The organism is Paenibacillus apis (assembly GCF_018333295.1).
Lineage (GTDB): Bacteria > Bacillota > Bacilli > Paenibacillales > Paenibacillaceae > Fontibacillus > Fontibacillus antibioticophila.
Genome location: NZ_BORS01000021.1, coordinates 1 through 24,292 on the forward strand (window position 1 = coordinate 1; position 24,292 = coordinate 24,292).

Here is a 24,292-nt window from a genome sequence, read left to right on the forward strand (position 1 = left end):
TTCCTCCTGTTGTTCGATAAATTCGGTTGGCGAACCAAATTTATTGTAACATCGGGAGGAATTTTTTTGGTACATCGCTGGAAGCTCTCCTGAACCATACGCATAGCGTATGGTTTTCTTTTGACAATAAAAGCAACAGCGGCAAGTTTCTAAGGAAACTGCCGCTGTTGCTTCATTCACTGCCTTATGATGGTTTCACTTATCTGGAGACATCTTCATATAAACCGGCAGGCAAAATCTCTACGAACGGCGACCAATCCCCAGTCGTGTAAAGATAAAGCCGGTGCATCGCTCGTGTGCACGCCGTATAAAGCAGCTTTCGTTCGTTCTCCTGGGCGTAGGCCTGCGGTGAAGCATCGTAGACCAGGACGGCATCAAATTCGACGCCCTTAGCCAGATACACCGGAATCACCATGACGCCTTTTTCAAAGACAGGCGTCTCCTTCGTAACATGCCTAAGCCCCTTGGCTCCATAGCTCCGCAAAGCTTCATAGGCTTCCCTGCTCTCTGCTGCGGTCTTCGTGATGACGGCAATCGAATCAAAGCCCTCGGCCTGCAGCAATGCAATGTCGGCCCGAATCTGACGCTCCCGTTCTTCCTGACGATGAACCTTCGCCAAATGGGGCTTGGATCCATGCCGTTCAAACGGCATAATTTCATCTCCGCCCGGCAGCATTGCTCTTGTAAACTCCACGATCTCCTTCGTAGAACGGTAGCTGCGAACCAGGCGAATGAGCTCGGTATCCGCTTCGCCGAACAGCGAGATCAGTGGCGAGTCCTCCGCATCCAGGATGGTCGATTGCATAAAGATAGCCTGCCCAAAGTCCCCTAACACCGTCATGCGAGCACGCGGAAATAGCTTCTTCAGATATTCATATTGAAACGGCGAATAATCCTGGCCCTCATCCACAAACACATGGCGGATTTCCGTATTCGTCCGCAAGCCTTCGATCAGCTCCTTGACGAATAGATACGGAGTGGCATCCTCGTACAGCAGCAAGTTCTGCTCCAGCGCCTCTCTGGATTGCCGGCATATTTCATCCCAAAGCGGAGGAACGGCACTGCCGTTCGTTCGCATCAGATACGCCGGTTCCTCAACGAATAATTGACCGTAAATCCCCTTGAAATCAATGAATCCGAGTTTTTTCACTGTTTTTCTTAATGGCATGAAGTATTCCTTCGCGACCTTGATACGAAGCAGTTCTTCCTCCTTCTGGGCGAAGTCAAAGTCCCCTTCATCTTCCCTCCGCTTTTTGCTCAGCTTTTCGTAGACCGTAGCGTATTGCTCCGCCAAATCGAGCACCTCCCGATCCTTATGCAGCATACCGAAGATCTCGGCATACTGCTCCTTATCGAGATAATTCAGCTCATCCTCAACCCAAGAGGCTTCCCGCTCCTGACGCTCCAACGCAGAAAGCTCCTTCAACAGCCATTCCTGCAGCAGAATTACCCGGTTACGAAGCGGCAGGCTGCGGTCATAGCTGTAAAATTGTGATCGGATTTGCTCTCCCGTCAACAATTCACGCTCCCGCAGCTGGATCCCGTGGAACTTCATCCCCTCTTGCCCCAGCCATCGGCCATAATGAATCAGCGCCTTCAGGAAATCCTCGGATGCCTTATAGCGGATCCCTTGAACACGCGCTTCATATCCTTCTTTGCTTTGCGCTGTCAGCACATATTCCATCTGGTCAAAGGGGTCCTCAGACTTCAAAGAAGCGCCCAGCCAGTAATCGAGATATTCCTGGAAGGTCGCCTGCTGCATATTCTCCTCTCCCAGCTCCGGAAGAACGGTGGAAATGTAGCTTGAAAACATCGGATTGGGCGAAAAAAGCACGATCTGATCCGCCTTGATGGTCTGCCGGTGCTTATACAGCAAATAAGCCACCCGCTGCAATGCCGCCGACGTCTTGCCGCTTCCGGCAGCGCCCTGCACGATGAGCATCCGGCTCTTTTCATTGCGGATAATCGCGTTCTGCTCCTTCTGGATCGTCGCAACAATGGTCTTCATTTGCGAATCTGCGCCTTTGCCTAGCACTTGCTGAAGCAGCTCATCCCCAATCGTTTCACTCGCGTCAAACAGATTGCGGATTTGTCCATTCTGAATCTGGAACTGCCGTTTCAGCTCCATTGTTCCTTCAATAACTCCGCCTGGCGTCGTATAAGCAGCCCGTCCGGGAGAGTGGTCATAATACAGGCTCGCGATCGGCGTGCGCCAGTCATAGATCAAAAAGCTCAGCCCATCTTCTTCAATAAAGGAGGATACACCGATATAAATTTGCTCCGTGAAGCCAAGCCCGTCTTCGTGAAAATCAATCCGCCCGAAATAAGGAGACGGAAGCAGACGCTTCATATTTCTGCACTGCTGTAGCAGTAATCTGTGTCCCCGTTCCCGTTCTGCCAATAACGCGGACTGTTGATTGATCGTATGAAAGGTCTCCTCGAAGTCTTCATCCGTACTTGTATTAATCGTAACTTCTTCCCAGAACCGCTTGCGAATGTCTGCCGCCTGATCGCCAAGCCCGGCCACCTCTGGCTCCAATTTAGCGATCCTTTTCCGCAGCTTGTCTCTGACCTCATCCAGCCGTTTCTGCTCCAGCTGCCATTCATTGGACTCCATAAATATACAGCACTCTCCTCTTCCGTATTTTGGGGTAAGAAAGTGTATTGACAAACCGAAATGATTGATGTACTATTATAGTAGGGATAAAAATAAATACATCTTCACTTCAATTGTCAACACGCTATTGATTTTATCATAGCGTTATTTTTCGTTCAACATATTTTTTCTATCACCCCCATGCCACCCAGCTCTAAAGCCATTTACCTTCTCACTTATGCCCTGGCTACTTCGCCTTTGCTGTTTAACTGATATGCAGTTGCACATTGCTATTCCTAAGCAGCATAGCAATAGCTGCACTGCTATTAACTTGCCTCCCTGCGGCATACAAGCAGGATACTCCACGCCAGCCTTGAGCTAAGCGCGAATGGATGCTTGCGCTATTGCTTTTGCACGACGTCAATGACCTACAGAGCCTAAAGTTGCGCCTCCGCCTCACGATGTTCTGGTCTTACACCGAAACTTTGCCTGTCCTATCCGTACTGAAGCTTTTCTCCGAAATTAACTTGTCCCACTGGCATTCTAGGTCTTGCTCCGAACTTCAATCGCCCTACAAGACGATATGAGCACCTCATTCTGCTCATGCTCATCCGGTCGCGATTTAATGAAATTACTTCCCTTAAAATCTTCATTCGACGCACGAACCCACTTTTAGTGAAAAAACTTACCTTAGATCGCCAGTAACTAGCCAAACCCGTGTTTTAGTCAATTTTAAGTACAAAAATTTCACTATATCCGCATTTCTAGCATTTCTACTGAATTTAAGGTAACTTTTTTCACTAGATACGTATGATCGTATTTTCATGCGAACGAACGACCACTGTCATGTTGCGAAACACCGCGCCCTGGGAGCTGCGCTCGGTGCAAGGCGTACGGCATACGTACTTGGTGGGTATATTGCTGAATCTACTGGAATAGCCTTGCTCTGCGGGCTTATTGAAGTGGGGGTATCCCCAATAATGATACGGTGTTGTCTACTTACTGTTGAATGCATTTGCGTCTTAGAGTGAGTGCGGTGCAATCAGCACTATAAAGCCGAACTAACGAGTCTGCGTAAACAAGGGCATAAGTGTGAAGTGTTACAAGCTTTCTGTAAGAAAGCTACTTCGGAAGCATTAAGCGTAAGCGTTCGCCTTTGTGAGCGGATTCCTTCAATCTCAGATTTTATTTAATCAAAGGAATCCGCGAACAACAGCGATCGTAAGCACACTTCACACGTTGCCCCCGGAACGCAGAATCAATCTTTAGTCGGGTTTATACTACTGCACTCTTGCAGGAGATTGCGCCGAATGGGGTCCCAGTGATAACTTATGGGACACCCTCTTTATTTGTTCTGCTTGCTTTCATCTTCAGTTAATTGCCCTTACTTCTGTCCCATTAATTTCTGCAGCTTGTTTTCCGTCAAAGAATCCGGCGCAGGCGTATAGATGCTGCAACGTAAGTCCGAACTGCCTTGCACCTGCAGGGACGTCAAATGAAACAGCATCTTCCCTGCCTTTGCATGACGGAACTCGATCAATACTTCCGGCGCCGATTTCACCTCGCTTTCCTGCCAGAGCTGTTCGAATCCGGGGTGAACCTGCTTCATCTCCTCAAGAAACCGGTCGTACCAATCATCCTCCATATACTGTCCGTAATATGCGCGAAAGATGGCAAGAAATCCTCTGACGAAATGCTCCCAGTTCACAGCCAGCCTTTGCAGCTCCTTTCTCGTGAACAGTAATGAGATCAAATTGCGCTGTTCAAATGGAATCTGCTCAAAGTCCAAGAATACATGGGCTGCCGCCTCATTCCAACCGACAATGAAATAACGCCTGTCCGTGATGATGGTAGGACAAAACCGCAGCTCATCCATGATCTTTTTCAGAGGCTGACTGATTTCGGTCCGATCCTCCTGAAAAGGCACTGCACCAGAGCCTGACTCCATCGCCAGGGCAAATACATATTTTCGTTCATCGGCAGTCAACTGCAGCGCATTTGCAATACAATCCAGAACTGAAGCAGACATTCTGATGTCCCTTCCCTGTTCAAGCCAGGTATACCAGGTGGTGCTGACTCCTGCCAGCTGGGCCACCTCTTCCCTTCGCAAGCCGGGCGTTCTTCTGCGGCCGCCAGGAGCGAGACCTACCGATTCAGGAAGAATCTTCGCCCGTTTGGACTTTAGAAAAGCGGATAGTTCCTGAAGTCTGGCTGCACGGTCCATCTGATCGCCTCCCTTCCATACTGGTTATATCATGGTATTCATTATACTAGGATAAACCATAACTTGTAATAGGATAACTTATCGATCACAATGATTTTAACTTACTCAAAGGGAGGACAACGCTATGGAAAGAGTCGTGATTACGGGCATGGGCGTGGTTACGCCGCTTGGAAATACGGTAGATAGCTTCTGGAATCGATTAATAAAAGGGGAATCCGGAATTTCCTCGATTGACACCTTTGATACCTCCAGACATAAATCCCGAATTGCGGGATTAGTTCGGGACTTTGATGCGGACGAGCTGTTTGGGCGTAAAGAAGCCCGGCGCATGGACCGGTTCTGTCAATTTGCACTTGCTGCAGCTGAACAGGCTTGGGAAGATTCGGGCCTGTCTCTGGAGCAAATCGACCAGGAGCGGATGAGCTTGTATGTCGGGTCGGGTGTTGGAGGCATTCAGACACTGTTCGATCAAGCGGGATTGATTCGTGATCGGGGTCCGGAACGGGTAAGCCCGACCTTAGTGCCGATGATGATATCGAATATGGCCGCGGCCATGATCAGCATTAAATACGGTGCTATGGGCGCCAGCTTCTCCCCAGTGACAGCATGCTCTATCGGGAATACGGCGATTGGAGAGGCCTTCCGGTTAATTCGCTCAGGAGGCACGGATATTGTATTTGCCGGAGGTGCAGAAGCTGCCGTTACTGAAATAGCCCTGGCAAGCTTCGGCAATGCCACCGCCTTGAGTACGCGCAACGAAGATCCAGCTCGGGCCAGCCGTCCGTTCGATGCCGGGAGAGACGGGTTCGTCATCGCAGAAGGAGCGGGAATCCTGATCCTGGAGTCCCTCTCACATGCCTTGAGCCGTAATGCCCGAATCTATGCCGAAGTTATCGGCTACGGAGCCAGCTCGGATGCTTACCATGTCGTCGCTACCCACCCTGAGGGCCATGGCGCATATTTGGCCATGAAGTTGGCGATGGAGGAAGCAGGGATCGCTCCCGAGGATGTGGATGTGATCAGTGCTCATGCCACCAGTACAGAGCTCGGTGACCGATCGGAGACCTTGGCGATGAAAAAGCTGTTTGGAGACCATGCGTACCGGATCCCGATCACGGCGAACAAGTCCATGACCGGTCATTTGCTGGGCGCAGCCAGTGCGGTTGAAGCCGTCGCCTTAGTAAAAAGCCTTCAACAAAACATCATCCCTCCGACCATGAATCTGGAGACGAAGGATCCCGAATGTGACTTAGACTATGTGCCTAACGAAGCCCGCGAAGCAAAATTAAGCATCGGATTGTCCAATTCATTCGGTTTTGGCGGACACAACGCGGTCATCGCATTAAAATCCTTTGAATGATATGAGACTGGACTAAGCCTAGGATGAACCGACCGGGTAACTCCTAGGCTTAAAGCAAATCCAACTTTAGATTTCCCTTCACAAATCCTTCCCTTTTCCCGAGATTAACCCCTGCTCCAAGGCATACCGGGTTAACTGAACCCGGTTTTGAACCTGCAGCTTCTGCAAGATGTTTTTCAAATGATTCTTTACGGTATGCTCTGAAATCACCAATTTCTCGGCAATTTCCTTGTTGGTCATTCCATCTGCGACATTAGTCAATATTTCCTTCTCTCTCAACGTCAAGGCATCGGCTTCGGCTGCTTCTTTTTTATTCAGAAGAGATACATCCTTCAGGATCTCAAAAGCGAGCTCACGGCTTAACGGAGCTTCTTCATTGACAATGGCGTTCAAATATTTGAGCCAAGTGGATGGCGCAAGATTTTTAAGGAGATAGCCTTGAGCTCCGCGCTTTAAGGCTTCCAGAAGATGAAACATATCGTCCGAGACGGTAATCATGACAATTTTCACGTACGGAAACAGCAGCTTGATGCGTTGTGTGGCTTCCAGGCCATCCATGTCGGGCATTTGAATGTCCATCAAAATCAGGTCTGGCATCCATTGCTCGGTGAATTCAATCGCTTCCTGGGCGTTCGTTACGACGCCGATAATCTCGAACTGTCCGTCTCCTGAGATAATCTCGCAGATCGCTTCTCTAGCATGCGCATTATCGTCAACGACCAATACCCGAGTCTTCATGCTTCCTCTCCTCTCTTTCTAATTTCAAGCGTTGTCAGCTCATTCTGATTGAATATGCGAAGCTGCCAACTCATTTCTTCCGCCCGGGTCTTCATAATATTTAATCCGAAGCTGTCTTTAGCATCAATTTGGTCAGGTTGAAATCCTTTCCCATTATCCCTTATGCTCACTTTCCATGCCTTTTCGTTCCCTTCCGCCGCAATCCATCCCTTCGTCGCTCGGGCATGCTTCTGAATATTTACGACCGCTTCACGAATGCACGCTAATATTTCTACCTTCTCTCTTGGACTCATGGCGTCGTCCGGAAGAGTCCAGGCAATCTCCATAGGCGTCAGGACTTCATTGGCAATTTGCTTCACTTTATCTTCCAAGGTTTCCAGGATAGCTGCTTCATGTTGTGTAGTTGCAGCGTATCTAAGGCTGGCAATCGCTTGTCTTACATATCTGTTCACTTCATGAACCGTCTTTCGAACCGCATATACGGCTTCCTCATGGCTCTCCTGGTCTGGAGTGAATTTTAAACGATCTACTTTAACGGATAACAAAAAAAGCGACTGTGCAATTCCGTCATGAAGCTCTTTCGCCAATTGCTCACGGGCCTCCAGCGCTGCTTTCTGAGCCCGTTCAACCTGAAGCTCCTGTTGGATCTTCTCCAGTTGAGAGAATAACTGATTTAGTAAGGTGACGCTGACAAGGTACACCAGAACCGGGGTAAGCCAGTTCCCCAAATCCATGGAGATGTAAGGCATAAGAAATTGATGACGAACATATTCCCACAGTCCGACAATTAATGTAGGCACGAACAAGATCATCCACTTAATCTGTTTATATGTCACGAATACATCCCCCATTTTTTCAACCTATGTATATATCAAACTATACTGTAATCTGAACAAAAAGAGGATTAAATAAATTTAATCCCCTCTGGCATCTTCAATTGCGTTGTCTAATTGCTGCTTATTCTGTATCTCCCCAATGATTGCCTGAGAGATTGCTCCATCTTTATTAAGAATATAGGTGGCAGGCAGCCCTGTTATGGAATAAGCCCCTGCTATTTTTCCGGCAGCATCGATAAGGACTGGAAATTCGAACTGATGCGCGGCTAAGAATTCCATAATGGTTCCTTTGGATTCACCGGCATTGACGAACAGGGTTGCAACATCATCTGGATGATCCTGAAACACCCCGTTAATAAGCGGCATCTCATTCACGCAAGGACCGCACCAGGACGCCCAAAAGTTAATCACCACAACTTTTCCCCAATAATCAGCAAGCCGAATCTTCTCTCCATTCGTATTTACACCCTCGAAGTCCGGAGCGTGGCTCCCTATGCTTAATCGTTGCATCGCAGGCTGGCCATCATTATGGCGGGTTATGGATATGACTACCCAAACCGCAGCGATTAGCGCGATCAATAGGATGAACCAGGTTAGTCCTGATCGTATATGAAGTTTCATTGCTCAGCTTCCTTCTCTTGACTAGCATCCAATTCCATCATCTGCTGGTATGCCCGGTGCAGCGGATAGTCACCAAACAATTGGCGATATTCCGTTACAGAGCCTTCACCGCAATTTCTTCCTTCATTCAAAAAAATAACCTCATCCGCCAGTTCTTCAGCGATATCCAATTGATGTGTTGAGAAAATCACGCTCTGTCCTCCGCGTCTCAAGCCCTTAACAAGCTGGACAAACTCCTTCATCCAGTAAGGATCCAGCCCATTGGTGGGCTCATCCATAATGAGCAGTTGGGGCTCTGCCAGCATGGATTGAGCAAAGAGAACGCGCTGACGCATGCCCTTTGAAAAAGCGCTCACCGATTTATTTTTCTTATCTTCAAGCCCTACAAGAGCTAATACCTCGTTAACTCTTTGTTCAGAAACCTTGCGAAGCCCCGCCCAAAACAACAAAATCTCCCTGGCCGTCATCCCTTGCGGAAATTGATAATCGTCGGGCATGTATCCGATTTGTCCGGCAAACCTTTTTCTGTCATGCTTCCACTGTAATCCGTTAACCATGATTTCACCAGAGGTGGGCTGCAGAATTCCTGCGACCATGCGCAGCACCGTACTCTTCCCGGCTCCATTTCCCCCGCACAATCCAACTATACTTCCTCTTTCCATGTGAAAGGAAATATCCTGTACAATCGTCTGACCTTTGATCGTCTTGTATAAATTCGTAGCCGCAACAAAATGCTCAGACACGCGCTCTCCTCCTTTCCCAAATCCAGCAGACACAGGTTAAGGAAAAAAGAAGCCAGAAAAAGAAGAGTAAAAGAAACAAGAGGCTTCCGGATGATCCTTGAATCCAGTTCACCCATTGATAGTATTCCGGACCAAGTACAGAGCCGCCCCCCAGCTTGATCACGACGAATAATCTTACAAACTCCGCGGGATTTAAAAGGGTGAAAAGCGTCAACAGCGGTTTGATCCACAGATAGGGAAAGAGCCCCAGTCCAGCGATTAACACGGTAGGCCAGGCTATGATGGTGAAGAACCAGACCATGACAGAGACCGTCAAGGCTTGCCAACGATTTTTCGCCAAAGAACCTATCCAGAGAGCAAGTGTCAGGAAGAGAAGAACTAATCCGCAAGAGAAGAACAAAAATAACAGATAGGTGTTGATCTCAAAGTTCTGTCCAGCCATTCCGGATGCGAGTCCCATTACACCGTAGCCAAAAAATAGAATCGTTAACAAGACAACAGACAAGCCGATGTACTTTCCTAATATAAAGGAGGACGTACCCAGAGGATAGGTGGAAAGCAAATTCCAGCTGCCCTCTTCTTTTTCTGCGGTCAATGAGAAAGATCCCAGGAACAGCGACATTAAGGGCAGCAAGTATAAAATCAAACTTAACATCGAACCGGTGACACCGGAATACCCGCTCACCTCATACCGGGCATTAATTAATAGCAAGCTCAGGCTAAATACCGTGAACAGGATTAAAAAGGAGTACGCCCATGGATTCCGAAAGCCGATTCTAATTTCTTTTTTGGCTACAAGCAGCATATCCGATAACATCATCAATGTCCCGACTGGTCTTCGCTGTGTTCATCATGAGTGTGTGACTCTTCATGAGTGTGTGACTGCTCATGGGTATGCGGTTCTTCATGGGTTTCACCATCTTCATGCATATGCATATCCATGTCCATCATATCCATGCTTTGCTCCCATGTATGATTGGCAAGCTCCTCGGAGCTTAGCAATTGCCCGACACCCTGCTCCTCAATGAACTGTTCAGCGGATTGTTTGTCCTTGAAGCTCACAAGCCCATAAGCCATAGGAGTTCGGATCGAAGCGTCATAAACATAAGTAGCCTTTTTATATTCGATCCACTCTTTATCATTATAATCGCGGACATACTCCATTCCGATATCCTCGGTGCCATTTTGGGTCTTCCATTCATTCATGCAGCCAAGATCATCAAATTTGAGGCTCTTGCCCTCCTTCGTTACAATCTGCGTAGCATAGGCATCATCCTTGACCTGCATATTGCAGATTACGCATACATCAACATCCTCATTAATGGCTTGCGGCTGATACGCTTGCTTTCCGCAGCCCGTAACTGCGATCATTACCAACATCAAACCAATAGCGATAATCCCTTTTTTCATTCCTTTGACCCCCTGGAATAGATAATAGTTAAGCCTGAAACAAGCAGCAGCATGGATGCCACAATGGTTAAAAACGTGCCTTCAGGCAGTGAATTGTTGTCTGCGTCCGCGTCCAAGTCCATGCGGGGCATATTCAGCTTCATACCTGGCGAAGGATCTATTGTCCAGCCTTGACGATCCTGTTCTGCCATCGTGCTTAAAAAATGGATTCCGGGCGATTGAAAGAAAAGTTGAAAGGCCGGTATCCGCGTAATCAAATTCCTGTAAAACGGATTGATCGCATAGCTAAGCTCACTAACTCCGTCATCGTTCAAATCAAGCAGAGCTGCCATATCCCAAAAATTTTGATAGAGTTGATTAGACTCGCTCTTGGTCGCTTCTGCCTCAATGACGTTTCCAACGAAATCGTTATAATGAATAAGATTGTCTTCAGCAGACACGAATTGCATGCCCACAAAATTTCTGGAGATCGAGTTATAACCCAATTCATTTTGACGGGAGCGCTCAAGATAAATGCCGACACGGTTGCCTTCCAGTACATTTTTTTCAACGAGAGAATCCCGAACATCATAGAGTAAAATCCCTTGGGAGTTTACATTGCTTCTTTGCTCGGCGAAAGAATTTGAAGATACGATAACATCTCGAACACCCATAATCATTGCGCCGGTGATATTATTCTCACCGATATTTCCCACAATTTCAGTTCCATCGACATACATACAATGAATGCCGTAGCGGGACCCGAATATTCGGTTATCCGCGATCATCAGATCCTTGCTGTTATCCAGATAGATACCGTCTCTCATATTCACGATTACATTCTGTTCGATCAGGTTGTTGCTTGATTTGTACAGATCGATCCCATTCCCCTTTTCCCCCAGCGTGGACGGCCCTTGGCTTCTGTCCCAGGCAATATAGTTGCCTTTCAAGGCTCCACCATGAGCATCCCGCAGCTGAATACCATATCCGCGTGTACGAATCTCCAATTCCTTAAGCATGACTCCGTCGGCCTGAACGGATACTGCAGTTGACTCATCCCCGCCTTGCTTCTGTATAATCCGGACTCCCTGAATCTCTACACCATCTGCTTGTATAGATATTGCAGGAGCTGGATGATCGTTAACCAATACGACTTGTTCCAAGGCCTCAATCACGAGTCTCTTATCAATGTGCACCGGTCCCCTATAGGTCCCTTCCGGCAGAACGATTCGTTCCCCTGGACCGGCTTTGTCAACGAGATCTTGAAGAGAAATAAGTGCGGCATTCTCCTCAGCCGCTCTTGCATCTGAAAAGCAAGGTAACAAGAACGCTGTGAAGCTGATTAAGAAAAGTGCGAATCCTCCCAGTTTGTTTTTTCTGCGAAATATACCAGAAATATTTATCCTCCTTTCCAGCTACAGAAATACAAATACGCATGGGTTCCACATGTATCTTAAATGAAACCCATTTTGTCCGAAATAGCCCCTACGAGTGATATTTCTCATAGAACACAGAAAGAATGTGAACCTTTTGTGACTTGAAGAAAAAATAAAGAGGCCTGCAAGCCGGCTTACGGCTCACAAGCCTCTCCAGGAAGAAGAGAAACGGTGATTTAACTAGTCTGCTGTAACAATCCCGATTGTATTTGTCTTTTGATCAAAGGTAATGGTGATTCCCAAAGCGTCAGCAAGGTCACGAAGCTTGAAGTAGTTGTTGCCGCCAATGGTATAGGCAGTGAAGGCTACTTCCTCATCATCAAGGAATACCTTGGACGTGGACAATGCGGCCTTCTTGGACGTTGCCTTCGCAGACACAGCAAGCTCCCCGCCTTGCGGAGTATATGCCTCAAAGGATGTCAGGCTAATCGCATTATGCTCGCCATCCCAGCCTACTTCAAAGCTCTTGTCCGTTCCGTTCACGGCCATGGCAATATCGCGCAGCTTGAAGTAAGTGTTGTTGTTGATGCTATAAGCTTCAAAGGCAACCTGCTTGCCGTCTACCAAAACCTTGGATACGGAAACCGTAGCCGTGGCTGCAGTTACGGGTTTGACTGTTGCTTCCGGCTTTGGTTCAGCAGGTGCAGCCGGAGAATCCTTAGGCTCAGCAGCTTGCTCTGAGGATGCTGGAGCCGTTGAGGAGGAGCCGTCGGATACTTTGTAAATGATGTTCGACACTTGATCCCCTTCGCCAATGCTTAATACGTAGTAAAGGTCGACAGTAAAGCCGCCATATCTTTTCGAGAGCTGAACCGTAGCCGTCTTGTTCGCTGCGATTTCACTTGTCATTTCCTCCGAACCGTCAATGGTCCAGATCAACGCACCGCCGGAGCTTCCATCTACGAGATAGTAGTTCACTATGGCACGCATCTTTTCCTTCGGTGTAAATTTAATCTCAGCGCCGTCCTTTACAAGTACAACTTTGTAATTCTCTTCGGCGAGCAGATCACGGAACTGCTGATTATCATCGTAATCCTCTAGCTCGATCTTATCCGATTGCGAGCCAAGCTCGCCGGATAACTCATACGTGTACTTGTCCGCCGGCACCTCCGCAGCCAGGGCGGGAATTGCACCGAGCATGACCATGATGACTGAGAGCATAAGAGCTAATGAAACGCGAAATCTTTTCTTCATAAAGCGCCTCCCATAATATGTATTCAGTTGCTATATCTCCTCCATCGTAGAACTGTACTCCCTGCTCCGTCTGTGATATTTGTTTTAACTTTGTCGGAGTTAGTCAAATTTTGTTTAGGCTCGGGTCATCTCTTCGAGAATCACGTTATGTGATTGGGGATAAGCAAAAAACTTCTCTCCGCTTCATAACATAAAAAGCCCCCCGCGATTGGAGGGCTGAACCGGTTGAATCGATATTACTTCAAATACCTTCCTGTTATTGACTGCTCCGCATATACAATCAGGGATGGCGTGCCTTCAAAGATGACTTGTCCCCCCTTGCTGCCTCCATCCGGCCCCATATCGATGATCCAGTCGGCCTGGCTGATCACCTCAAGGTTATGCTCGATGACAATCACCGTATTACCTGCATCCACGAGCCGATTCATGATTTCAAGAAGATGGCCTATATCCGACATATGGAGGCCCGTTGTAGGCTCGTCCATGACATAGATGCTGCCCTTCTTGTGCAGCTCGCTGGCCAGCTTGATGCGTTGGCATTCGCCGCCCGATAGCGAACTTAGCGGCTGCCCCAGCTTAATATAGTTCAGCCCTACATCGCGCAGTGCCTTGAGCTTGCGTACAACTTCTTTCAATTGGAAAAACTCCAAGGCCTGCTCTACCGTCATCTCCAATACTTCAGCAATAGACTTGCCGTCCAACTTGTATTCGAGTACCTCTTCCTTGAACCGTCTGCCTCCACATACTTCACAAGGCAGTTTAACACTGTCGAGGAATGCAAGATCAGTATATACAACGCCAAGACCTTGGCAGTTCTCACAGGCTCCCTTGGAATTAAAGCTGAACAAACCTTGATTCACCTTGTTCGCCGACGCAAATGCCTTGCGCACATCATCCATGATGCCCGTATAGGTTGCGGGGTTGGAGCGTGTTGATACTCCGATTGCTGACTGGTCAATGACGATCGCATCCGTATGCTGGCTGAGGAATATTTCGTTGATCAGTGTGCTTTTACCCGACCCGGCTACACCTGTAACCACAGTTAATATGCCTGTTGGAATATCTACACTTACATCTCTAAGATTATGCAGTGTAGCATTCTTGATAGACAGCTTGCCGGACGGATGCCTGCAATCCTGCTTCAGTTGCAGCGGCCGCTTCATATGCGTTCCCGTCAGTGTATCCGTCTCTAACAAACCCTCGTAGCTGCCTTCATATACGATCGTGCCGCCGCGGCTGCCTGCATGAGGGCCCACATCGACAATATGATCCGCGACCTTGATCACATCGGGGTCATGCTCGACGACAATAACGGTGTTGCCTTTATCACGCAGCTTCTGAAGCAGCTCATTTAACCGGTGGACATCACGCGGATGCAAGCCGACACTCGGCTCATCGAAAATATAAGTGACATCCACCAAGCTCCCGCTCAAATGCTTCACCATCTTGACGCGCTGCGACTCGCCGCCGGATAAGGTATCCGTCTCCCGGTTCAGCGTCAAATACTCCAAACCAATATCCACTAGGTGCTGAAGCCGTTCCGTTAATGCTTTGACGATCGGGGCGGCGACCGGGTCATCAATCTCATGAATAACCCGAATTAGCTGGCCCACCTCCATTGACGACATTTCGGCAATGTTAAATCCGTTAATTCTGCAGCTTAAAGCAGCCTGACTAAGTCTTGCACCGCGGCAAGCGGAGCAAGACCCTTCCGAAATAAACGGGGCCACTGCCCGCTGCGTGCGCTCGGACTTCGTTTTTAAATCCTGCCTGATGTACTTGTTAGTGAATTTCTCTATCACGCCCTCAACGGTTATATTCATGGCCTTTCCGGCGAAATCCATCTCCACCTTTCGAGCCTTAGCATAGAGTAATTCCTCAAGCTCTTGTTCGGAATAATCGCTTAGCTTCTTGTCGAGGTCGAACTCTCCGGATTGTACGATCATGTTCCATTCCCAACCGTCCACTTTATAATCCGGAAGCTGGATGGCTCCTTGTCTAAGCGATTTGGACATATCCAGAGCCTTGCTGAGCTCAACGCCCAGCCTGCGCCCAAGCCCGTTGCACTCGGGGCACATCCCTTGCGGATCATTGAACGAGAACATATAAGCTTGCCCGATCTGAGGCCGGCCCGTACGAGAGAATAGCAGCCGCAGAATGGGAGAGATATCGGTAATCGTTCCCATCGTGGAATGGGATCCTCCGCCCAGACGCTTCTGATCCACAATTACCGACATGCTCAGATTCTCGATGCCATCTGTATCCGGCTGGGGTACACGGGGCAGAAAGTTCCGCACGAACATGCTGAAGTTTTCATTGAGCAGCCGAGTGGATTCCGCAGCTATCGTATCGAACACGATGGATGACTTGCCGGAACCGGATACGCCGGTGAAAATAGTAATTTTCCGCTTGGGAATTTTTAAAGATACATTTCTTAAATTGTTTTCCCGTGCGCCTGAAATAACGATGTACTCCAGATTAGATTCTCTCGTCACTGACGTCCCTCCAATTATTAGAATACTGAATGAGTCTAAATCTAATCTATATAAGTTGAACCAAGGATTGTACACTGGGGCAACGTGTGAAGTGTGCTTACGATCGCTGTTGTTCGCGGATTTCTCTAATTGAACTAAGTTATTATAAGGTAGAAATCCACTCACAAAGGCGAACGCTTACGAGCATATGCTCCCGAAGTAGCTTCCTTTCAGAAAGCTTTTACTTCAGCACACTTCACTCTTATGCCCTTTCTGTGTATTTTTCTAGTTCAACTTATATAAATTCATTTAGCTCCTCTGATCATAGTTTTAATATTATCAGATTTTAATATTACCAAATTAAAATACACAAATATATAGAAATGACATGGACGATAACGGTTCTTCATGTCCTCATCTGTTTAACCTTCTGTAGCTCCGCACCGCCAGCGGCAGGAAAATCACCAGGAGCAATAAGGGCCAGCCTAAGGCGAGCAGCATGGCATGCTCTGACATCCAGCTCTCGCCACGCAGGCCTGGATTGCCGAATAGCTCCCTCGCCGCCATCGATGTCGCCGACAGCGGGTTAAACTCCGCGATGGCTCCAAGCCAGGCTGGCATCGTCGTCGTATCGACAAAGACATTCGATAGGAAGCCCACCGGCCATACGAGCAGTTGCACCATGGACACGTTATGTGGATTCGTCGCGTGAAGACCAATGAAGATGCCGACCCACAGGAGCGAGAATCTCAGCAGCAGCAAGAGGCCGAACGCCGCAAGCGCATGGTCTGCGCCTTCATGCCATCCCCAGCCGAGCAATAGACCTGTTATGATCAACACAAGCAGCCCAATGATCGAATTAAGCATATCGACCATACATCGGCCTAGCAGAACGGCCGAAGCATGAATCGGCATGGACCGAAAGCGGTCCGTGACGCCCTTCGAGGCATCCGTCGTGACCGCCATAACGGTGCTCTCCACACCGAAGAACATCGCCATCGCGAACATGCCAGGCATGAGAAATTCAAAGTACGAGCCTCCCCCCGGAACCGCCATTGCTCCCCCGAACAGGTAGCCGAACATGAGCAGCATCATGACGGGAAATAACCAGCCGATCATAATTCCCCAAGGATTGCCTCCCCAATGCAGCAACTCCCGCTTCGACAATACCCATACATCGGTAAAGGCATAGCGGATACGTGCGGCAGCCGAAGGGTGAGTAGCATTCGCTTTGCGATCCATCGCAATCATCTGGATTCCTCCTTATTCGATACGCCATTCAGACCCGTAAAATGAATGAATACCTCATCCAAAGTTGGTCTTCGCAGAACCATATCCTCAGGCTCGAGCCCCGAGTCTGCGAACGCGCTTGCCGCCTTAAGCAGCGAGCCTGTGCGGTCGCTTACCGGCACGCTAATTCGATTCGCTGAGTTGTCTACGACAACAGAAGCTCCGCCGATTCCGCGTAGAATACGTTCCGCCTCCACGGCATCCTCTTGTCTCAGTAGCGTTACCTCCAAGCGGTCGCCGCCGAACGATGACTTCAGATGCTCGGGCGTGCCTTCTCTGATCACTCTTCCATCCTTCAGAATAGAGATCAGATCTGCAAGTTGATCCGCCTCCTCCAAATATTGTGTCGTGAGCAGCACGGTCGTCCCCGCCTCCTTCAGCGAGCGAATCGCTCTCCACACTTCTTGCCTGGCAAGAGGGTCCAGACCGGTCGTCGGCTCGTCGACGAACAGCACATCCGGCGACACGATCAGGCTGGCAGCAAGGTCAAGCCGTCTTCGCATCCCTCCTGAATATTTGCCCACAGCCCTGCTCGCCGCTTCTGTCAAATCGAATTGTGTCAACAATTCCTCGGCGCGTCTGCTCGCATGTTTCTTCGCCAATCGATTCAGACGTCCGAACATCTCCAGGTTCTGGTAGCCCGTCAATTGCTCGTCGACTGCGGCGTATTGTCCTGCCAGCCCGATCCTTGAACGGACGAGATGTCCCTCCTTGCTCACATCGTACCCCGCGACAGTGGCGCTGCCTTCATCCATGCGGAGCAGCGTCGTCAATATTTTGACCACGGTCGTCTTCCCGGCTCCATTCGGCCCGAGCAGGCCGAAGATACATCCTGTCGGCACGTTCAGTGTGAGACCATTCAGGCCCGGTCCTTCTTTCGTTCTTCCGTAATGCTTCTTCACATTGCGTGCTTGAATAGCATACGCCTCGGCTCCCATTGCATGCATTCCCCTTTCGAAGAGCCAGTATTACATCTGGCCTTGTATTTCCGTACGAGAATGAAACGCGGTTTTGCGCTTAAAACCTCTACCGCGATTTAATATCGTACAGTGTACGGTACAGTGTAACATCTATTGCTTTTAACTGTCAATGCTCCCGTGTATAATGGTGTTATCAAATCATGGGAATGGAGTTCTGTCGTTGATGACTATTAATCAATCAGGAAATGACTATACCCGTAGCTTGAGTCTCCTATGGGGCTCGCAGACTGTGCCGGGCCGAAGCGGCCTAACCGTGCAGAAGATCGTATTGGCCGGTATGGAGATAGCCGATGAGAACGGCATCGAGCAGTTGTCGATGCGCAAGGTAGCAGAGCGTCTTGGAGTTGGCGCCATGTCGTTATATACCTACGTGCCCAGCAAGTCCGAACTGCTGGACCTGATGCTGGACAAATCTCAGGCGGGCCTGTATGAAGGCTACACCGATATTCGGGGAGCATGCGGAGGGGATTGGCGCGAGGCGATGCGCTCCATTGCCAAGACGAATTGGGAATTGTACCGGAAGCATCCCTGGATTGTCGACCTCTCCGGCAGAAGACCCGTGATGGGCCCCCATATTGTGCTCAAATACGAGCTGGAATTATGTGCGCTGGATGGCATCGGTCTATCCGATATCGAGATGGACTCCACTCTCTCGCTTCTGCTCATGCATGTGGAGAGCTGTGCTCGGCTGCAGTTCAGCATGAAACGAACCGAGGCCTCCTCCGGGCAGGACGATAACGAATGGTGGCTCGCCTTGTCTCCCGTGCTCGATAATATAACCGACTGGAGCCGTTTTCCCGTCTCTTCTCGCGTCGGCAATGCCGCAGGCGAGATGCATCAAAGCGCTTATAGTCCGGAGCATGCCTATCTATTTGGTCTGGAACGTATTATCGCCGGTACAGCCGCGCTGATCCAGAAATCCTCGAAGTAAGCATTCGGCTATGCCAAAGCACTATCAGAACTTTAAAAAGAACTGGAGTGGAACCCTATGATCCATATCCTTGTCGTAGAAGATGATAAGCATGTGCGAAGATTAATGGAAACGGTCCTTAAGCGTGAAGGATACAAGGTATTTACAGCTGAAGACGGGGTCAGGGCGCTTCATCTGCTTGAGGTACAGCATATTGACCTGATTATTCTGGACATCATGATGCCGAATATGGACGGCTATGAGTTTGCGCAGGAGGTTCGGACCGCGGATAGCCAGATCCCGATTCTGATGGCCACTGCCAAGCAGCTTCCGGAGGATAAGAAGAAAGGGTTCCGGCTAGGAACCGATGATTATATGACCAAGCCGGTGGATACGGAGGAGATGCTTTTGCGCATTCAGGCATTGCTTCGCCGCTCCCAGATTGCAAGCGCCCGAAAACTGACGGTAGGCAAGGTAGTCCTGGACCATGATGCGCTGACCGTTACCCGTGGAGATGAGAAGCAGACCCTCCCCCAGAAGGAATTCTATCTGCTGTACAAGCTGCTATCTTATCCGGAGCGGATCTTCACCCGAATCCAGCTGATGGATGAGATTTGGGGGATGGAAAGTGAGAGCACCGACACCACGGTCAATGTACATATTAATCGGCTGCGAAAGCGGTTCGAGACGTATCCGGAATTTGAAATTGTATCTGTTCGCGGATTAGGCTACAAGGCGGTGAGACACGTTGAATAAATGGAGCCGTAAGCTTCATAGCCGAATTAGCTTGCCAATCTACTTCTCGCTGGCTGTCTTTTTTATTTTTCTGATCACCGTCTCAATTACCGGAACCTTGTTCTTTATAGCCCATTTCTTCGGGTTAATAAATAATGAGATTGGCCAGGACGGCGTCTATCTTCCGATTGTTTTGCTGATCTCCTGCGCGATTATCGGCACGACGATCTCGGCGATGACCAGCCGCAAAATGGTCAAGACGATTCGAACCTTCATCGAAGGAACCGCAAGACTTGCCAAAGGCGACTTTTCGATTCGCCTTGAGCTGGAGGGGCCTCCTGAGTTTAAGGTACTCTCGGAAAACTTCAATAAAATGGCCGAGGAGCTTGGCGGCATCGAGATCCTGCGTAAAGACTTCATCAATAATTTCTCTCATGAATTCAAGACTCCAATTGTGTCGATCAAGGGCTTTGCCGAGGTGTTGAAGCATGATGACCTGTCCAAGGAGGAGCGCGACGAGTATCTCGACATTGTGATCGAAGAATCCGCCAGGCTCGCTTCCCTCGCCTCCAATGTGTTGGTGCTTTCGAAGATTGAAGCGCAAAACATTCTCACAGATAAGGATCGCTTCAATATCGGAGAACAGCTCCGGCAATGTGTCCTGCTGCTGGCGGCCAAGATCGACAAAAAGCAATTGTCTCTGGATGTCCATGTACAGGATCGGGAAATATCCGGCAACAAGGAGTTGCTGAATCAGGTCTGGCTGAACCTGCTGGATAATGCAATCAAATTCACGCCCGAGGGCGGATCTATTCAGATTCAGATGAAGAAAAAAGAAGACCGCCTTGCTATCCTGATTCAGGACAGCGGACCCGGCATCGGTCCAGACGCTCTTCCCAGAATCTTCGATAAGTTCTATCAACAGGATGCCTCCCACTCCACCGCGGGCAATGGGCTTGGGCTTTCCATTGCTCATCAAATTGTTGAGCTGCACGGAGGAACAATTACTTGTGACAGCAGTCTGAACCAGGGAACAACCTTCACCGTAACGCTCCCCCTCTCGATGTAATCCAGGACCTGAAAGTACCGCATGGTAACTTTCAGGTCCTTTTTTCTTTTTTCAGAAAAGTTAACTTTGAGTTTATCTTTATCTAGTAATATACATATCAACAACCTGCAAAGGAGTCACAGCAATGCTAAAAATACTTAAGTACTTAAACCCAAAAGAATGGATGCTCATCTGTATCAGCCTTCTGTTCATCGCGACACAGGTCTGGCTGGATCTCGAAATGCCCGGCTATATGAGCGATATTACCCGGCTCGTACAAACGCCGAACAGTGAAATGAGCGAAATCTGGACGGCTGGCGGCTGGATGCTGCTGTGTGCCTTGGGCAGTCTGGCAACCTCGATTATCGCGGCTGGAATTGCGGCCAGGATTGCGGCTAATTTTTCCGCCCGTCTTCGTTCCAGATTGTTCGATAAGGTGCAATCCTTCTCTATGGAGGAAATCAACAACTTCTCAACTGCAAGCTTGATCACCCGTTCCACAAATGACATTACGCAAGTTCAAATGCTGATTGTTATTGGCTTGCAGGTGCTGATCAAGGCACCGATTCTTGCCATATGGGCGATTCTTAAAATTACGGGCAAGAGCTGGCAGTGGTCCTTCGCCACAGGAACCGCTGTTGCTGTTCTGATCGTGATCGTCGGAATAGCTATTACTCTGGTCCTGCCGAAATTCCAGAAGCTCCAGCAGCTCACAGATAATCTGAACCGGGTAGCGCGGGAGAACTTGAACGGAATTCGGGTCATTCGAGCTTATAACGCGGATGAATACCAGGAAGAAAAATTCGGTGAAGCAAACCATGAGCTGACCCGGACGAACCTGTTTGCCAACAATGTCCTGTCCCTGATGATGCCAAGTATTTCTATGATTATGAGCGGTCTAAGTCTTGCCATCTACTGGATTGGTGCGATTCTGATTCAGAATGCCGCAGCTCCGGCGAAGATTGGACTGTTCTCGGATATGATCGTCTTCTCCTCCTATGCAATGCAGGTCGTGATGGCCTTTATGCTGTTGATTATGATCTTTATCCTGATGCCTCGCGCACATGTATCCGCAAAGAGAATCAATGAAGTGCTCGATACCAAGCCAAGCCTTCTTGATGGACCACTTACCTCCTCCCCAGTCGGACGAGTTGGTGAAGTTGAGTTCAGAAATGTCAGCTTTAAATATCCAGATGCCGAGGATTATGTGATTAAGGACATCAGCTTTACGGCTAAAAAGGGGGAAACGGTCGCATTTATCGGCTCAACCGGCTGCGGCAAGAGTACGGTAGTGAATCTGATTCCTCGCTTTTATGATGCTACAGAGGGCGAGGTCCTTGTGGACGGCGTAAACGTGAACGAATATGAACAAGCCGCTCTCCGGAACAAGCTGGGGTATGTCTCCCAAAAAGCAATTCTGTTCGGCGGGACCGTAACCTCCAATGTGGCGTTTGGCGACAACGGGCGGGATGCTGTCTATGATGTGGTAGATGCCGTATACACTTCGCAGGCTTCCGAATTCGTTGAGAAAATGGAGGACGGCTATGAGGCCCATGTGGCCCAAGGCGGTTCCAATCTCTCCGGCGGGCAAAAGCAGCGCTTATCCATTGCCAGAGCTATTGCCCGTCGTCCGGAAATATTGATCTTTGATGACTCCTTCTCTGCCCTCGATTACAAGACAGACCGCAAGCTGCGCAGTGAGCTGAAGAAGGAATCCAGCGGAACAACGATGCTTATCGTGGCTCAGCGGATCGGTACGATTAAGGATGCGGACAAAATTATTGTCCTGGAGGATGGACGAATCGCAGGCATGGGAACCCATGAACAATTGATGGAATCCTGTGATGTGTACCAAGAAATTGCTTATTCACAACTTTCGAAGGAGGAGCTGGCATAATGAGCAAGAACAAAGAGAAGTCAAATCAATCCAACACCTGGGGCAAGCTTCTCCGTTATTGTAAAAGTCATATCCCTGTCATTGTGATCGCCATCCTAAGTGCAGCAATCGGTACTGTATTGACCCTGCTTGGGCCGGATAAGCTCTCGGAAATGACGGATTTAATTACCGCCGGCCTAGTTAATGGCATTGATATGAAGGAAGTTACTTCGATCGGACTCTTCCTTGTATTTATTTATGCGCTTGGCACCCTGTTGTCGATGATGCAAGGGATTATCATGTCGATCGTCACCCAACGCGTCTCCAAGAAATTAAGAGCTGATATCTCGCACAAGATCAATCGGCTTCCGATCTCTTACTATAACAAGTCGACTACTGGCGATATTCTGTCCCGGGTAACCAACGACGTCGATACGATTGGACAAGCGATGAACCAAAGCATCGGGACGCTGGTCACAGCTGCCGCCATGCTGGTCGGATCCCTTGTTATGATGCTCAAGACAAACATAATTATGACGGTTACTGCAATTATAGCTACCCTGATTGGTTTCGGCCTGATGTCGGTCATTATGAAGAAATCCCAACAGTTTTTTTTCAGTCAACAAGAGTATTTAGGTAAAATCAACGGTCACGTCGAAGAAGTATACACCGGGCATACCGTCGTGAAGGCTTATAATGGCGAAGATCGTATGCGTACTGAATTCGAGAGCCTGAATGACAACCTGAAAGACAGTGCATTCAAGGCACAGTTCCTCTCCGGTCTGATGATGCCGATTATGATGTTTATCGGGAACCTTGGCTTCGTTGCTGTCTGCGTCGTCGGTGCGGTTATGGCCATGAACGGAAAAATATCCTTCGGTGTTATCGTTGCCTTTATCATGTATGTACGGTACTTTACTCAACCCCTCTCCCAGATTGCTCAGGCAGCGCAGAGCTTACAGTCGGCTTCAGCCGCCAGCAAGCGCGTCTTTGAATTTCTGGAAGCGGAAGAAATGGACAATGAAGCGCATAAGAGCGAGCGTCTCGATACCGCAGTAGGTAAAGTGAAATTTGACCATGTACAGTTTACTTACGAAAACACGGACAAACCGGTGATCAAGGACTTCTCAACCGAGGTTATGCCTGGTCAAAAGATCGCCATCGTCGGCCCGACAGGCGCAGGGAAAACAACCCTTGTCAACCTGCTCATACGCTTTAATGAAATTAACGGCGGTGAAATCTACATCGATGACAAGCCGATCAGCAGTCTGACCAGAGAGAATGTGCATGATCTGTTCTGCATGGTTCTTCAGGATACCTGGCTGTTTGAGGGCACGATTCGTGAGAATCTTGTCTATAACAAGACAGGGGTTACCGATAAGCAAATTGAAGATGCTTGCCGCTCCGTTGGCCTGCATCATTTCATCCAGACCTTGAGCGCCGGATACGATACCGTGCTGAACGACAGAGTTAATCTGTCAGCCGGTCAGAAGCAGCAGCTCACGATTGCCCGTGCGATGCTCAAGGATGCGCCGATGCTCATCCTTGATGAAGCGACCAGCTCGGTGGATACTCGCACAGAGCTTCTGATCCAGCAAGCCATGGATAAGCTCATGGAGGGCAGAACCTCCTTTGTTATCGCTCACCGCCTCTCTACCATCAAGAATGCCGACGTAATACTCGTGCTGAAGGATGGCGATATTCTCGAGAGCGGCAGCCATGACGAGCTGCTGGCTAGGAACGGCTTCTATGCTGAACTGTACAACAGCCAGTTCGAGCAGGCATCCTAAGGCCTTGTTGCCTCGAAAAAGAACAGCACCTAGTCCATTGGACGAAGTGCTG

At 48.9% G+C, this 24,292-nt stretch carries 20 protein-coding genes; 6 read left to right on the forward strand and 14 right to left on the reverse strand.

Going from position 1 to position 24,292, the window contains the following annotated elements:
* From KI362_RS22225 to KI362_RS22235, 3 genes are all read right to left on the reverse strand, one after another.
* Nucleotides 1-180, reverse strand: a 180-nt coding sequence (locus KI362_RS22225; RefSeq protein WP_301630581.1) for a hypothetical protein, incomplete at its 3' end; no start/stop codon positions are given.
* 19 nt (nucleotides 181-199) lie between these two features.
* A complete protein-coding gene (helD, locus tag KI362_RS22230; RefSeq protein ID WP_301630582.1) occupies nucleotides 200-2,617 on the reverse strand; it encodes an RNA polymerase recycling motor HelD in 2,418 nt (805 codons plus the stop codon).
* Nucleotides 2,618-3,980: 1,363 nt separating this feature from the next.
* Complete coding sequence (locus KI362_RS22235) at nucleotides 3,981-4,820, reverse strand: helix-turn-helix transcriptional regulator (RefSeq protein WP_044478619.1); 840 nt, start codon at nucleotides 4,818-4,820, stop codon at nucleotides 3,981-3,983.
* Between the two features lie 124 nt (nucleotides 4,821-4,944).
* Between KI362_RS22235 and fabF the strand changes: the two genes are divergently transcribed.
* Entirely contained in the window at nucleotides 4,945-6,180 is a 1,236-nt protein-coding gene (fabF, locus tag KI362_RS22240; protein ID WP_301630583.1) for a beta-ketoacyl-ACP synthase II, read from the forward strand.
* A gap of 78 nt (nucleotides 6,181-6,258) precedes the next feature.
* Here fabF and KI362_RS22245 read toward each other — a convergent pair whose 3' ends face one another.
* The 11 genes from KI362_RS22245 to KI362_RS22295 form a co-directional block, all read right to left on the reverse strand.
* Nucleotides 6,259-6,918 carry a response regulator gene (locus KI362_RS22245; RefSeq protein ID WP_301630584.1) on the reverse strand — a complete coding sequence of 220 codons (660 nt, stop codon included), beginning with the start codon at nucleotides 6,916-6,918 and terminating at the stop codon, nucleotides 6,259-6,261.
* A complete protein-coding gene (locus tag KI362_RS22250) occupies nucleotides 6,915-7,754 on the reverse strand; it encodes a sensor histidine kinase (RefSeq protein ID WP_301630585.1) in 840 nt (279 codons plus the stop codon). Before KI362_RS22250 ends, KI362_RS22245 begins: the two co-directional genes overlap by 4 nt.
* Before the next feature lie 78 nt (nucleotides 7,755-7,832).
* Nucleotides 7,833-8,375, reverse strand: coding sequence for a TlpA family protein disulfide reductase (locus KI362_RS22255; protein WP_301630586.1), 543 nt, complete (start codon nucleotides 8,373-8,375; stop codon nucleotides 7,833-7,835).
* Complete coding sequence (locus tag KI362_RS22260) at nucleotides 8,372-9,118, reverse strand: ABC transporter ATP-binding protein (RefSeq protein ID WP_301630587.1); 747 nt, start codon at nucleotides 9,116-9,118, stop codon at nucleotides 8,372-8,374. The genes KI362_RS22255 and KI362_RS22260 overlap by 4 nt, the downstream gene beginning before the upstream one ends.
* Entirely contained in the window at nucleotides 9,111-9,938 is an 828-nt protein-coding gene (locus KI362_RS22265; protein WP_301630588.1) for an ABC transporter permease, read from the reverse strand. Before KI362_RS22265 ends, KI362_RS22260 begins: the two co-directional genes overlap by 8 nt.
* Nucleotides 9,938-10,528, reverse strand: a complete 591-nt coding sequence (locus KI362_RS22270; RefSeq protein ID WP_301630589.1) for a nitrous oxide reductase accessory protein NosL — start codon at nucleotides 10,526-10,528, stop codon at nucleotides 9,938-9,940. The genes KI362_RS22265 and KI362_RS22270 overlap by 1 nt, the downstream gene beginning before the upstream one ends.
* Nucleotides 10,525-11,832, reverse strand: coding sequence for a right-handed parallel beta-helix repeat-containing protein (locus KI362_RS22275; protein ID WP_301630590.1), 1,308 nt, complete (start codon nucleotides 11,830-11,832; stop codon nucleotides 10,525-10,527). The genes KI362_RS22270 and KI362_RS22275 overlap by 4 nt, the downstream gene beginning before the upstream one ends.
* Nucleotides 11,833-12,123: 291 nt before the next feature.
* The gene (locus tag KI362_RS22280; protein ID WP_301630591.1) at nucleotides 12,124-13,137 is read right to left on the reverse strand and encodes a stalk domain-containing protein; all 1,014 of its coding nucleotides are present in this window, start codon (nucleotides 13,135-13,137) and stop codon (nucleotides 12,124-12,126) included.
* 236 nt (nucleotides 13,138-13,373) lie between these two features.
* The gene (locus KI362_RS22285) at nucleotides 13,374-15,632 is read right to left on the reverse strand and encodes an excinuclease ABC subunit UvrA (RefSeq protein WP_301630592.1); all 2,259 of its coding nucleotides are present in this window, start codon (nucleotides 15,630-15,632) and stop codon (nucleotides 13,374-13,376) included.
* A gap of 393 nt (nucleotides 15,633-16,025) precedes the next feature.
* Nucleotides 16,026-16,862, reverse strand: coding sequence for an ABC transporter permease (locus KI362_RS22290; protein WP_301630593.1), 837 nt, complete (start codon nucleotides 16,860-16,862; stop codon nucleotides 16,026-16,028).
* Nucleotides 16,859-17,839, reverse strand: a complete 981-nt coding sequence (locus tag KI362_RS22295) for an ATP-binding cassette domain-containing protein (RefSeq protein WP_301630594.1) — start codon at nucleotides 17,837-17,839, stop codon at nucleotides 16,859-16,861. The genes KI362_RS22290 and KI362_RS22295 overlap by 4 nt, the downstream gene beginning before the upstream one ends.
* Before the next feature lie 205 nt (nucleotides 17,840-18,044).
* On the opposite strand from KI362_RS22295, the gene KI362_RS22300 reads away from it, so the two are divergent.
* From KI362_RS22300 to KI362_RS22320, 5 genes are all read left to right on the forward strand, one after another.
* Complete coding sequence (locus KI362_RS22300; protein ID WP_301630595.1) at nucleotides 18,045-18,812, forward strand: TetR/AcrR family transcriptional regulator; 768 nt, start codon at nucleotides 18,045-18,047, stop codon at nucleotides 18,810-18,812.
* Nucleotides 18,813-18,869: 57 nt separating this feature from the next.
* Complete coding sequence (locus KI362_RS22305) at nucleotides 18,870-19,547, forward strand: response regulator transcription factor (protein ID WP_301630596.1); 678 nt, start codon at nucleotides 18,870-18,872, stop codon at nucleotides 19,545-19,547.
* Nucleotides 19,540-20,595 carry a sensor histidine kinase gene (locus KI362_RS22310; protein WP_301630597.1) on the forward strand — a complete coding sequence of 352 codons (1,056 nt, stop codon included), beginning with the start codon at nucleotides 19,540-19,542 and terminating at the stop codon, nucleotides 20,593-20,595. The genes KI362_RS22305 and KI362_RS22310 overlap by 8 nt, the downstream gene beginning before the upstream one ends.
* Before the next feature lie 124 nt (nucleotides 20,596-20,719).
* The gene (locus KI362_RS22315; RefSeq protein WP_301630598.1) at nucleotides 20,720-22,471 is read left to right on the forward strand and encodes an ABC transporter ATP-binding protein; all 1,752 of its coding nucleotides are present in this window, start codon (nucleotides 20,720-20,722) and stop codon (nucleotides 22,469-22,471) included.
* Nucleotides 22,471-24,240 (forward strand): ABC transporter ATP-binding protein, encoded by a 1,770-nt coding sequence (locus tag KI362_RS22320; protein ID WP_301630599.1) that lies wholly within the window; start codon nucleotides 22,471-22,473, stop codon nucleotides 24,238-24,240. The genes KI362_RS22315 and KI362_RS22320 overlap by 1 nt, the downstream gene beginning before the upstream one ends.
* Nucleotides 24,241-24,292: the final 52 nt, after the last annotated feature.

Bases quoted from the DNA above. Each gene is read 5' to 3' on its own strand.
- helD (WP_301630582.1), bottom strand. From the start codon at position 2,617: ATGGAGTCCAATGAATGGCAGCTGGAGCAGAAACGGCTGGATGAGGTC.
- KI362_RS22235 (WP_044478619.1), bottom strand. From the start codon at position 4,820: ATGGACCGTGCAGCCAGACTTCAGGAACTATCCGCTTTTCTAAAGTCC.
- fabF (WP_301630583.1), top strand. From the start codon at position 4,945: ATGGAAAGAGTCGTGATTACGGGCATGGGCGTGGTTACGCCGCTTGGA.
- KI362_RS22245 (WP_301630584.1), bottom strand. From the start codon at position 6,918: ATGAAGACTCGGGTATTGGTCGTTGACGATAATGCGCATGCTAGAGAA.
- KI362_RS22255 (WP_301630586.1), bottom strand. From the start codon at position 8,375: ATGAAACTTCATATACGATCAGGACTAACCTGGTTCATCCTATTGATC.
- KI362_RS22265 (WP_301630588.1), bottom strand. From the start codon at position 9,938: ATGATGTTATCGGATATGCTGCTTGTAGCCAAAAAAGAAATTAGAATC.
- KI362_RS22270 (WP_301630589.1), bottom strand. From the start codon at position 10,528: ATGAAAAAAGGGATTATCGCTATTGGTTTGATGTTGGTAATGATCGCA.
- KI362_RS22280 (WP_301630591.1), bottom strand. From the start codon at position 13,137: ATGAAGAAAAGATTTCGCGTTTCATTAGCTCTTATGCTCTCAGTCATC.
- KI362_RS22290 (WP_301630593.1), bottom strand. From the start codon at position 16,862: ATGATTGCGATGGATCGCAAAGCGAATGCTACTCACCCTTCGGCTGCC.
- KI362_RS22295 (WP_301630594.1), bottom strand. From the start codon at position 17,839: ATGGGAGCCGAGGCGTATGCTATTCAAGCACGCAATGTGAAGAAGCAT.
- KI362_RS22300 (WP_301630595.1), top strand. From the start codon at position 18,045: ATGACTATTAATCAATCAGGAAATGACTATACCCGTAGCTTGAGTCTC.
- KI362_RS22305 (WP_301630596.1), top strand. From the start codon at position 18,870: ATGATCCATATCCTTGTCGTAGAAGATGATAAGCATGTGCGAAGATTA.
- KI362_RS22315 (WP_301630598.1), top strand. From the start codon at position 20,720: ATGCTAAAAATACTTAAGTACTTAAACCCAAAAGAATGGATGCTCATC.
- KI362_RS22320 (WP_301630599.1), top strand. From the start codon at position 22,471: ATGAGCAAGAACAAAGAGAAGTCAAATCAATCCAACACCTGGGGCAAG.